This window comes from Streptomyces sp. NPDC085927, assembly GCF_044540975.1.
GTDB lineage: Bacteria > Actinomycetota > Actinomycetes > Streptomycetales > Streptomycetaceae > Streptomyces > Streptomyces hirsutus.
The window spans coordinates 1-10,972 of sequence record NZ_JBITSN010000035.1 but is presented as its reverse complement, the minus strand read 5'-3'; the positions used below and the strand labels follow the sequence as shown (position 1 = coordinate 10,972).

General features: G+C 69.2%; 10 protein-coding genes and 2 pseudogenes. 8 read left to right on the top strand and 4 right to left on the bottom strand.

Going from position 1 to position 10,972, the window contains the following annotated elements; translation table 11 throughout:
* Nucleotides 1-420: 420 nt before the first annotated feature.
* Nucleotides 421-870, bottom strand: coding sequence for a hypothetical protein (locus tag ACIF80_RS37180; RefSeq protein ID WP_399813392.1), 450 nt, complete (start codon nucleotides 868-870; stop codon nucleotides 421-423).
* A gap of 262 nt (nucleotides 871-1,132) precedes the next feature.
* On the opposite strand from ACIF80_RS37180, the gene ACIF80_RS37175 reads away from it, so the two are divergent.
* The 5 genes and pseudogenes from ACIF80_RS37175 (at nucleotide 1,133) to ACIF80_RS37155 (ending at nucleotide 6,890) form a co-directional block, all read left to right on the top strand.
* Nucleotides 1,133-2,887, top strand: coding sequence for a lysyl oxidase family protein (locus tag ACIF80_RS37175; protein ID WP_399813390.1), 1,755 nt, complete (start codon nucleotides 1,133-1,135; stop codon nucleotides 2,885-2,887).
* Nucleotides 2,888-3,233: 346 nt separating this feature from the next.
* Nucleotides 3,234-3,497 (top strand): annotated as a pseudogene (locus tag ACIF80_RS37170) (transposase family protein); the annotation flags it as partial.
* 266 nt (nucleotides 3,498-3,763) lie between these two features.
* Nucleotides 3,764-4,168: a transposase family protein gene (locus tag ACIF80_RS37165; RefSeq protein WP_399813387.1), complete on the top strand. Its 405-nt coding sequence runs from the start codon at nucleotides 3,764-3,766 to the stop codon at nucleotides 4,166-4,168.
* Between the two features lie 362 nt (nucleotides 4,169-4,530).
* The gene (locus ACIF80_RS37160; protein WP_399813394.1) at nucleotides 4,531-5,406 is read left to right on the top strand and encodes a response regulator transcription factor; all 876 of its coding nucleotides are present in this window, start codon (nucleotides 4,531-4,533) and stop codon (nucleotides 5,404-5,406) included.
* Complete coding sequence (locus ACIF80_RS37155; protein WP_399813384.1) at nucleotides 5,403-6,890, top strand: sensor histidine kinase; 1,488 nt, start codon at nucleotides 5,403-5,405, stop codon at nucleotides 6,888-6,890. The genes ACIF80_RS37160 and ACIF80_RS37155 overlap by 4 nt, the downstream gene beginning before the upstream one ends.
* A 241-nt stretch (nucleotides 6,891-7,131) precedes the next feature.
* Here the strand turns inward: ACIF80_RS37155 and ACIF80_RS37150 are convergent, their stop codons facing one another.
* On the bottom strand, nucleotides 7,132-7,548 hold the full coding sequence (locus tag ACIF80_RS37150; RefSeq protein ID WP_399813382.1) for a PepSY domain-containing protein: 417 nt from the start codon (nucleotides 7,546-7,548) through the stop codon (nucleotides 7,132-7,134).
* 427 nt (nucleotides 7,549-7,975) lie between these two features.
* Nucleotides 7,976-8,395, bottom strand: a complete 420-nt coding sequence (locus tag ACIF80_RS37145; protein WP_399813396.1) for a hypothetical protein — start codon at nucleotides 8,393-8,395, stop codon at nucleotides 7,976-7,978.
* Here ACIF80_RS37145 and ACIF80_RS37140 point away from each other — a divergent pair.
* Both ACIF80_RS37140 and ACIF80_RS37135 read left to right on the top strand, forming a co-directional pair.
* Nucleotides 8,387-9,112 (top strand): annotated as a pseudogene (locus ACIF80_RS37140) (conjugal transfer protein TraA); the annotation flags it as partial. The gene ACIF80_RS37145 and the pseudogene ACIF80_RS37140 sit on opposite strands and share 9 nt — an antisense overlap.
* Nucleotides 9,113-9,227: 115 nt before the next feature.
* Nucleotides 9,228-9,392, top strand: coding sequence for a hypothetical protein (locus ACIF80_RS37135; protein WP_399813380.1), 165 nt, complete (start codon nucleotides 9,228-9,230; stop codon nucleotides 9,390-9,392).
* 177 nt (nucleotides 9,393-9,569) lie between these two features.
* Here ACIF80_RS37135 and ACIF80_RS37130 read toward each other — a convergent pair whose 3' ends face one another.
* Complete coding sequence (locus ACIF80_RS37130; RefSeq protein ID WP_399813377.1) at nucleotides 9,570-10,319, bottom strand: SDR family NAD(P)-dependent oxidoreductase; 750 nt, start codon at nucleotides 10,317-10,319, stop codon at nucleotides 9,570-9,572.
* Between the two features lie 128 nt (nucleotides 10,320-10,447).
* Here ACIF80_RS37130 and ACIF80_RS37125 point away from each other — a divergent pair, with 128 nt between their 5' ends.
* Complete coding sequence (locus ACIF80_RS37125; protein ID WP_033325690.1) at nucleotides 10,448-10,882, top strand: Rrf2 family transcriptional regulator; 435 nt, start codon at nucleotides 10,448-10,450, stop codon at nucleotides 10,880-10,882.
* Nucleotides 10,883-10,972: the final 90 nt, after the last annotated feature.

The following is a 10,972-nucleotide window of genomic DNA, read 5'->3' as shown; positions in this document are numbered from 1 at the left end:
CCCGCTTCCGCACGCCTGCTGACATCGCGGTCTTCCTCACTCCAGACCTCACCCAAACGGAGATCAAAGAGACGAGTTAATGATCTGCGAGCCCTTAGAGGTCGGAATCCTGGGCGCCGGCGGCCGTTTCACGCGGAGCCGCCGTCCGCCCACTCTGAAGGTGAGGGCCGGCCGACCGCGCGACTCCTGCCCTGCGATTGGCCGGCCATCGGGGAGGCTGGTGGCCGGTCCGGGCAGCGTGCGAAGGATCTCGGACGGGCTCCGCCTCGTATGGTGCCTGTTGCACGGACGCCGGCAGGCGATGACAGGCCGGGTGTGCCGCCCTGCCGCACGGCAGAAAGCGACGGCTGAACGCGGTGGTGTGTCTTCACCCGTGCTCCCACACCCGTCGCCGTCCTCGTACCGCACCGTTCGTCGCGCTTACCGGCCGTCTTCGGCAATGTCGCGGCGCGGCCGGTTCGGCTCCCTGCCGCTCTGCGCGGTGACCTGCCGGATCTCCCGCTCGCTGTAGGCGGTGCGCACCCCGGAGAAGCTGAATCCGGCAGGGCGGGCGAGCTCCTCCAGCCCGTAAGGGCGGCTGCCGTGGAACTCGCGGCCGTAGGCCAGCAGCTGGCGGATCTGGGCGTCGACGTCCTCCTTCTGCGCCTTCAGGTCCTCGAACGCAAGCAGCAGCGGGTCGATCTGCCGGTCGTCACTTGCGGCCTCAAGGCGGAGGGCGTCTCTCTTGCGCTGCTCGAGGGCCTGTTCGCAAGCGTCGCCGTAGCAGTCCTCGGGGGTGACGGTGCCCGGCTCGGGCAACGGGTTGCGCAGGGCGGCCAGTTCTTCCGTGACAGTGCCGGCCATGTACCTGCCCGCCTTGACCTGGGCCATCGGGAATTTTCTGTCAAAGGGCTCACCCCCGGGTGGACCGACCCGAAACTTCGGCCTGATTTCGTCTGCAATAGCGCGATCCGGCCAACACCCTATGGTTTTCCACCTTCCGGACAACCGAGCATCCGGTCCGTTCCTCTCACAGCGCGGGCACGACAAGTGCCCGTCACTCTGCCTGCGCGGCGGCTTTCCCGGCCTGGCCGACAAGCCGAGCCGCCGACCGCCTGCTTCCTTTCCACAGCATCCGAAGGACGAGGGATCGATGACCAGAACGCGCAACATCCGGCTGCGGCGTCCGCTGCTCGCCGGCACCACGGCTGTCGCCGCCATGGCCGTGACGGCGGGACTCGTGGCCGCCACTGCGGAGCCGGCGAAAGCAGCGACAGGGCCCAAACTGAGCCTCATCGCCGCAGCCACTTCGATCACGCTCACCTCTTGGAAGGAGGAGCCGGGCGTCTACCTCGACCTCGGCACCTACCTCACCGCCGAGGGGACGCCGCTGGAGCTGAAGGTGACCCGGAAGTCCTACAAGGACCCGGTGACCATCACCCAGACCGTGTACGAGGGCGGCAAGGCCAAGGCCAAGGTGCTGCCCAAAGGCACAGTGAAGGACTTCTCCGGACTGCGGGACTTCGCGGAGATCACGGTCACGGACAAGGCGGGCAAGAAGGTCCTCAGCCGTAGCGAGGACTTCTGCCCGAACAACGCCAGCGGCCGGGTGCGACCCGACGCGCCCGCCACCTCGAAGTATCCGGAGAGCTGCCCCACCAACCCGTTCACCCTCGGTTCGGTATGGGGTGTCGAGAAGGGCTGGGCGGCCAACACCTACGCGGGTTCCTACACCGAGCCGGTCATGCTGGCAGCCGGCACCTACACCGCCAAGGTCGGGGTCGCCAAGAAGTACCGTGACCTGTTCGGCATCGCCAACAAGTCGGCCACAGTCAAGGTGACTGTGCAGGAGCGGAGCTACGAGGACGAGCAGAGCGCCACCGGGCCGGCGTCCCGGTCCTCCGCCTCGGGCGAGCACGCAGGTCACGGAGCCGCCCACCAGGCGCCGACCGCGCATACGGGCCACGGGCCGGGACACGCCCCGACGCCCGCCCAAGCCGCCGCGCCGGTCACGAGCGGCGCGGGCCCCTCGTACAACGTGGGCCACGGGCCGCTGAAGGCGGCGCCACCCACCCTGCCGTGGGCGCTGAAGAAGCAGCAGGCCGCGCGCTCGATGCGGGTCGGCGACACGGGTGGCCAGACCGACGGCTCGCGCAAGGCACCAGCGCTTCAGCCGCTGTCGAAGCGGCCCGCCGGCAAGCCCTCCGTCCCGGACGTCCCCAAGCCCGACCTGCGCTCGCTGCCGGCCTACGGCATCGTCGTCAGCGACGGTGAGAAGGACATCCCCCGCAAGGACTATCTGGCCTTCAGCGCCAACGTGTGGAACGCCGGTCCGGCGCAGCTGGTGGTGGACGGCTTCCGGTCGCCCGGCAAGGCCAAGATGGACGCCTACCAGTACTTCTACGACGCCAAGGGCAAGCAGGTCGGCTACACCCCGACCGGCACCATGGAATGGGACCCGCGTCCGGGCCATGTGCACTGGCACTTCACGGACTTCGCCAGCTACCGGCTGCTGAAGGCGAACAAGAAGGAGACCGTGCGCAGCGGCAAGGAGGCCTTCTGCCTCGCGAACACCGACGCGATCGACTACACGGTAAAGAACGCCAACTGGCATCCGTTCAACACCGATCTGTCCACCGCCTGCGGTGCGGAGAACTCGATCTCCGTCCGGGAGGTGTTGGACGTCGGCTCCGGTGACACGTACTCACAGGACCTGCCGGGCCAGTCCTTCGACATCACAGATGTGCCCAACGGCACGTACTACATCCAGGTGCTGGCCAACCCGGAGAAGCGGCTGAAGGAGACCAGCGTCGACAACAACAGCGCTCTGCGGAAGATCGTGCTCGGTGGCAAGCCAGGTAAACGGACGGTGACCGTACCGGCACACGACCTGATCAACGAGAACTGACAACACGTCAGAAGAATTACTGACGCGGGTCAAGGGGTCGACGGCCACGTGCAATGGCCGTCGACCCCCACGCCGCACGGTTGCAGTTCCGGTGCCGTCCTCGCGGCGGCACACGGGGTGCGCCGTTCCCCGCCCGCCAGGACCGCTCTGTGGCACGGCCGCTACTCACCTGCGCGTGCAGTGCGCAATGAGCGGCTCTGTCGGGGATCTTGAGTGCGGGGCTCACTTGCCTTGTCGCCACCGGCATTCCCAGTTCAGGCCAAGATGGATTTCAGGTTCATCCAACGAGCTCGTGCACGGTAGGCGGTGAGACGTCGAGTGTCTGATCGTTGATCATGGTTGTGTAGTGGGGAACGCGGCGCGTGAGGCGATCACCAGCGACCGGAGGATCACGGGCTTGTCGGCCGGCGTGATCGCTGAACTCGTAGCCGAGGTGGGTCCTTTGTGGCACGAAAGGCACCAGGCCACGCTCGTGTCCCGACCGCGGAAGCGTGCGGTCGGTGCCGGCGTAAAGCACCGGCTCGTGTTCGTTGACCGGCTTCCGGCCACGCTCGTTCATCTCCGCCACGGAACCACGCACGACGTGCTGGCCTGCTGGTTCGGCGTGGACCGCTCCACCATCACTCGGGCCATCGGCGGGATACGGCCCCTGCTCGCCGAGCGTGGGTGCACGATCAGCTCCGGGATCCGCCTCCGAACGCTGGCTGAAGTAGTCGGCCACCTCGGTGCGAGCGGGCAGGCAGGCGTCATCGACGGCACCGAGATCCGTGCCCGCCGTCCGGCCGCCGGTCGCAGGGACCGGGCCGGGTTCATCTCCGGCAAGAGCAAGCAGAACGCCGTCAAGGCCATGGTGCTCACGGCCGGGGACGGGCGCGGGTGCTGTTCTGCAGCCCGGCCAAGCCGGGAAGCTGCGCGGACATCACCCATGCCTGGCGGCTGGGACTGGTCAAGCTCCTGGCCGAGGGACCTGCGATGGAGATCCTCGCCGATGCCGGCTACCAGGGGCCGAGCGCGCGGACCGGCGGGCGTGTGATCACACCACCGCACCGCACGTGCAAGAAGAACGCCTTCGATTGGTACGAGGGGATGCACGAGCAGCAGCGCAAGGCGCTTTCCTCGCGCCGTATCCGGGTCGAGCACGGCATCGCCCACCTGAAGAACTGGCGGGCCTTGGCCCGCCATCTCGGCCGCCGCGAGCACATGAGCGACATCGTCCAGGCCGTCGCCGGCCTGCTGTCCCACCAGCAGGGCGAGGACCCGATCCCGGCACGACAGATCTGAACACCGCGCCCCGCCGGAACCTTCGACGTCTCACTGCCAACCATGCACGAGCTCGTTAGGGCCGTACCAGAGGACCTTTGCCCGGTCGGGATGTGACGCGCCGTTTGGACGGTGGTGCGGCTGGTCCAGCGTGCAACTCGGCGGTCACTCACCGCGCGTCCTTCGGGCGGACGACTCCCACAGCGGCGACCGCATCTGAACGCGGAGCCCCCGCGGCGCGTACGTGACGATGGAAACGTCGCCCGAGGCCCAGGCCCGCCGCGCGAGGGGCCGACGAAACCGGCTACCCGGACGAAGGGGCATGGTGCTGGGCAACTCTGCAAGGTTGTGTGGGGATGCACAGAGAGACAAGACACGTGGGGATGCAGGCGCTGCTCATCGAAGACGACGAGACGATCGCGGAGCCATTGATCGAAGGGCTGCGGAACTACGGCCTGTCGGTCACCTGGGTCGCCACGGGTGCGGACGGGCTCTCGGGGCCGTTCGGGGAGGTCGTCCTGCTCGACCTGGGGCTGCCGGACATGGACGGCATCGACGTCTGTCGTGGGATCCGGCAGGTCTCGGACGTTCCCGTCATCATTCTCACCGCACGCGGCGCGGAGAGCGACAAGGTGCTCGGTCTGGAGCTGGGCGCGGACGACTATCTGGCGAAACCGTTCAGCCTTCGGGAGCTGGTCGCCCGCATCCGCGCCGTCTCTCGCCGCACCCGGCGCACCGGAACCACGCCGGGAACCATGGTCGGAGGAAATGTCCCGGGAGCATACGGACAGCGGGAAACGGTTTACGGGCAGTGGGAATTGGAGTCGCCGGCCGTCCCCGCCCACAGGTCCCCCGTCTCCGGACCTCCTGGCCCGGCAGCGGTGGCCGAAGCCTTTCCCACAGCCGATGACGTGCCCGGCACGCTGGTGGTCGACCGCCGTACGCGGCAGGTGTGGGTGGGCCAGTCGCAGGTCGCGCTGACCCCGAAGGAGTTCGAGCTGCTGGCACTGCTGTGTGAGGACCCCGGGGCGGTCTGCTCGCGCCGGCGGATCCTTGAACACGTCTGGGACCCCTACTACGAGGGCGCTACCAAGACACTCGATGTCCATGTGGCCACGCTGCGCCGGAAACTGGGCCACCCGGGGTGGATCCAGACGTTGCGCGGTGTGGGGTTCCGGCTCGCGGTGCAGGCACCTCCTCCCGAGCCGACCGGTCGTTCGCGGGGTTACGCGGGTGCCTCCGAGGGCGCCTTCCCATGACCCGGCGTCTGCTGCTCACCTACCTGAGCATCGCCGCCCTGGTGCTGCTCTGCCTGGAAATACCTCTGGGCTTCGTCTACTCCCGCGCCGAACGGGACCGCATGATCAACGCTGCCCGCGAGGAAGCGGTTTCGTTGTCGGCCTTCGCCGAATTGTCCCTGGCTGCCGGCCGGGAGGAGCAGGACCTGCCCCGACGCGTCACGGAATGCGCCAAACGCATCGGCGGCCAGATTGCCGTGATCAGCCGCTCCGGCAGTCTCGTCGCCGCCTCCCACCCCCTGTCCGAGCAGGAGACACGTGAGTTGATGGGGCGACCGGACGTCGCCGCGGCCCTGAACGGCACCGGTTCCGCCGACATGCGCACCTCCAGGATCGGCGGGGTGCAGTACTTGTCCGTCGCCGCGCCCGTGGGTCATGCAACCCCGCCCGACGCCGCCGTCCGCATCTCCGTGCCCACCGACACCGTGCACAGCCGCGTCCACCAGGTGTGGCTGCTGCTCGCCCTGGCCGGGCTCGCCGTGCTGGCCGTCGTCGCCGGGTTCGCGTTCGCCGTCGCCCGGTGGGCCGCACGCCCTATCCGCGAACTGCAGCGGGCCACCGTCCATCTCGCCGACGGAAGCCTGCCCGGGCCGGTCACCGTGACCGACGGGCCACCGGAGATACGCAGTCTGGCCGCCACCTTCAACCAGACCGCTGCCCGTCTGGAACACCTCCTGGCCTCCCAGCGTGCGTTCGCCGGCGACGCCTCCCACCAGCTCAAGACCCCGCTCGCCGCCCTACGGCTGCGCCTGGACAACCTCGAGCCGGCCGTCGCGCCCTTCGGCCGGGCGTCCCTGACCGCGGCGCTCACCGAGACCGACCGGCTGGCGCGTCTGGTGGAGGGCTTGCTCGCGATGGCCGGCCTGGAGGAGATGGCCGCCACCCGGGACGTGGTTGATCCACAACGCGTCTGCACCGAACGGCACCAGACATGGGCCCCGATCTTCGAGCAGCGGCATGTGCTGCTGGCCCTCACGGGGGAGCGCACCGCGCCCGTCCTCGTCCTGCCCGGCGCCCTCGAGCAGATCCTCGACAACCTGCTCTCCAACGCGCTGCGTCACTCCCCGCCCGGCAGCACCGTGAGCATCCACCTGCGCGGCCGCCGCGCGTCCGAGCGTCGTCGCGCCGCTGCCGACGGCCGTACGGCGTTCGTGGACCTGCACGTCATCGACCAGGGACCCGGCTTGATGGAGGAGCAACGCCTCCGTGCCTTTGACCGTTTTTGGCGTGCCCCCGACGCTCCCAAGGGCGGCACGGGGCTCGGCCTGGCACTGGTCCAGCGCCTCGCGCACGCCGGCGGCGGCAACGTCGCCCTGCATGCCGCACCCCGGGGAGGACTGGACGCCGTGGTCAGTCTGCCCTGCGCCGACTCCGGCCGCCCTGCCCCCGGCAAATCCCCTTCCCCACCAGACGCCTCCCGTCAGCAGGCCACCGCCCGCGGGTGACATGGAACGGCGCCTGCTGCGCGGCGGCCCCGCACCGGCAACCGCCGGTCCGGGGCCGCTGCGCTGTCCGGGAGAAAGCGACCGCCGTGCAGTCGGTCGCAAGGTCTCTCGTCCTGCTGTCCCCGCCACGGACGACGAGTCCGCCACGGCCTGAACGCGCTGCACCGCATTCCTGCCGGGCGGGTGTCCGCCGCTGGTGGGGCAGCGGCGGACACCCGCCCACGCGCGGCCGGTGGCCGAGTCAGTCGTCCTCGTCCTCATCCTCATCCTCGGCCTCTGACTGCTCCGAGTCCTGGCCGACGATCCGGCCGGTAAAGGCGTCGACGAGGGCCTCGATGTCACCGCCACCGTCCCGGGCCTCCACCTCCCACACGGCCCTGCCACCCTCCTCGTCCAGTTCCACCTTGACCACACGGGCACCGGGGCGGCTGTCGGTGACGATCCCGGCGGCCTGGACGGCGTTGACCGGCCGCGGTCCGAATCGGGCGTCCAGCTCCGGGTCGATTTCGATCTCGAAGCCGGCGGACGCGGCACGGACAGTCACCTGCTCGACGCTCGACGTCTGCTCGGACTGCCCCGCCGAAGCAAAGGCGACCCCCACGGTCACGGACAGCAACACCCCGCCACCGGCCAGGGCGATCAGCTTGGCCTTGCGCATCGGTTCCTCCCTTGGAATGCGACCCGGGCGACTCGAACCGCCACAAGAAACCGCAGCACTCTGCTGCTTTTCCCGGCGGCACCGGTCCCCCCTGCATGCACCAGGACGCTAGCGAGCCGTGCCCCAGGGAAAGGTTTGAGAACAAGCCCGGTCAGGCAAGGGAAACCCTAAATTTCTGGGCACTGCCACGGACGACTGCTGTTTCGTTTTCGATGTCCTGGCGGGGCGTGCCTCCGGGCCGGGGCGTGCGAGACCGTCCCTCGGCGAATTGAGGCTGTGGCCGAAGGCACACTCAACGACCGCTTCGAACGGAAGTGCGGTCCTCACAGTTCGTCGGAGCCTGCTGCGCGTCCCGCTATGAGTTCTCACCCAGGTCGAGGTAGGGCCGTCCTTCTGGGCTGCGGTCCTACAGAAATGCTGAGACGCATCAGGTGCTAGAGAAAACGCCTCTGACCTGCAGCGTCAGGTCGACGGCCGCGCCGGCGGAGTGCGGCGCGATCTCCGGAGGCGACACGAAGCGGTTGGCGGCCTCCCGAAGCTGCGCGGCCTGCCAGTCCGGGTGGGCGCGGGCCAGCTCGTCGGAGTACTTCTCGAAGTGCCGTCGCTGCAGAGCCGGAGGCCGAAGGCCCTCGAGGAACAGCAGATGCACGCCGGTGGGCAGCAGCGACTGCGCGTGCAGCAGCCGGGTGAGGACCCCTTGCTGGACTTGGGCCCAGGCCCCGGCTGCACCATATTTGCGGGCATCGACCTTCAGGCCGTGCGCCCGGACGTCGACGAGGGTCTCGCCGCATTCCTGAAGGGGGATCGCCGCCACCCTCCGATCGGACATCAATACGATGCTGCTCATGCGTTCGGCGCCTACACCAGTTACCGGCTGACACAGCGGGCGAGGGCGGCAGCCGCAACGGTGTGGGCGCGGGGACGGCCGGTGGTCGACGTCGCCCTGGCCGTCGTCGACGTCGCCGCCGTGGTGTACGTGATGCGCGGCGCGTTCAAGCGCCGGCACCTGCTCGCCGAAGCCCGACGCCACCTCGCCTATGTCCTGCGCGGCCGACCCCACCAACCCGGCCTGGACGAGACGATCGTGCAGACCGTCGTCGACGACTACACCCGCCCGGTCGGCCGCCGGATGATGACCGCCGACCTGCGCGCGCTGTACCCGCGCGACACCGAGGACCAGGCTGTGCTGCGCCCGCTGACCCGAAAGCGGATCGCCTCTCCCTACGAGCGGGCCCGCCTCGCCGCCGACGCGCTGAGGGCCCGGGTCCACGCGGTGCGCCGCGCGGACCGCCTGGGCTCCCGCTCCCGAACGCACGCCGTCGCCGTACCCGCCGCTGCCTCCAAGCCCCGCCCGCGGCCGTCCCGCACGGACCGGAAGGTCGGCCCCGTCCTGGAGCAGACGACCGACGTCACCACGGTGGAGCAGACCCGCCGGACGTTCGAGGCCGCCGCCAAGATGGCCGCCAAGCTCCAGGACGGCATCCGGGACCGCGCCGTCGCCCACGGCCCCCGATCACAGCCCGCCACGGCGCACCCAGCAGCCCGACCAGCCCACACCCACTGAGCCTCCGCCAACTTGAAGGCGCAGGTCGAAGAGCTGGTGTGACCCGTACTCGGGGACTCACCCTGGTCGTGGGCGGCAGTCCGCGGAGAAGATCGTTCGTCAGGAGCCGCTCTCCTTGGAGCTCGTCACGCGATCACGATCCGGTCTTCTTGAGGCGTGTGCAGCAGATGAGGCTGCAAGCCAACGAGACGAAGGCGTCGTGGAGTTCGATACGTCGTTCCCAGCGGACCGCGAGGCGTTTGAACTGGTGGAGCAGGGCGAAGGTCTGCTCGGCGACTAGCGGAGCTTGCCCAGGCCCTTGATGTTCGGGGAGCCCTTGCAGGAGATCAGCGCCTGGATGCAGCGGCGTCGCAGCTCACCGCGCACAGCCTTCGAGTCGTACGCCTTGTCGCGGGTCGGCGGCGGTGCGCGCCCCGAAGGCGCGATGTCCTTCGGGGCGCGCGGCAGGGGTACGGATTCAGGCGTTGTAGCCGCCGTGGGCGTCCAGCACCGCGCCCGTGACGTACGACGCGGCGGGGCTCGCCAGGAAGGCGATCGCCGCGGCGATTTCGTCGGGGTGCCCCATGCGTTGCAGGGACAGCGAGCTGACCAGGGCATTGAGGGTCTCGGGGTCCGGCGGTTGCATGCCGCCCTCCATCAGTCCGGCCTCCACGACGTTGGCCGTGATGTTCCGGGGCCCGAGGTCGCGTGCGACGCCCATGGTGTACCTCTCGATCCCGGACTTGGTCGCCGCGTAGTCGGCAAGGCCGGGGGCGCCGACCCGGGAGCCCAGTCCGGAACTCACCGTGATGATGCGGCCGCCCGTGCGCAGCACTCGGGAGGCGGCCCGGATGACGGCGATCACGCCGAGGTAGTTGGTGGCGTGCATCCGGTCCAGTGCGGCGGTGTCGGCGTCCGGGTCATCCACCGTACCAGCCACGGAGATCGCCGCGTTGTTGACGAGGATGTCCAGGCCGCCGAAGTGCGCGACCACGTCGTCGATCAGCGCCGGCGCCCGGCTCGTGTCTGCCTGGTCGGACTGGAAGGCGACGGCCTTGGCTCCCGTGCCGTGCACCGCGTCGACGACGGCCCGCGCCTGCTTCTCGGAGCTGACGTAGGTGAAGGCGACGTCGGCGCCCTGTTCGGCCAGCAGTCGTACGGTCGCGGCTCCCAGTCCGCGCGACCCCCCGGTGACCAGGGCGACCTTGCCCGTGAGTGGCTTGCTCATTCTTCTCACCTCGTTGATTGACCCTTCCTGGCAGTCGCAACACTAATTGTTACGACAGTCTGTGGCAACCTTCACTGTTACGACTGCGCTGTCGTAACATGAAGCGTTGCGGCCGGGAGGAGGAGTCCATGAGCGCCAACAGCAGGCTGACCATCGCCGCCCACGCGCTGGCCTGGATCGGCCTCTACCAGCGCCAGGGCCATGAGGTCGCCACCTCCGAGCAGATCGCGACCAGCGCGAACACCAACCCAGTGGTGATCAGACGGCTGCTCGGCGAGCTGCGCAGGGCCGGGCTCGTGGAGTCCCGGCGGGGCGTGGGCGCGGGCTGGTCGCTGGCACGCGAGCTGGAGTCGATGACCCTGCTCGACGTGTACGAGGCAGTGGAACCCGGCCCGCTGTTCGCGATGCACCGCACCACCCCGGACCAGGGATGCGTGGTGGGTCACGGCATCCAGCCGGCAATGCAGAGCATCTACGAGGGCATCGAGGAGACCCTGAGACACGAGCTGGCCCGCGTCACGCTCGCGAACGTACTCCGGGACGTACTCGCGGCACCTCGCTAGTGTCCTGCGCCAGAAATCCGTCGGCAGAAGCGGGCGAGGGAATCGAGGATCTCTTCGGCGGTCTTGGTCCAGATGAACGGCTTGGGATCC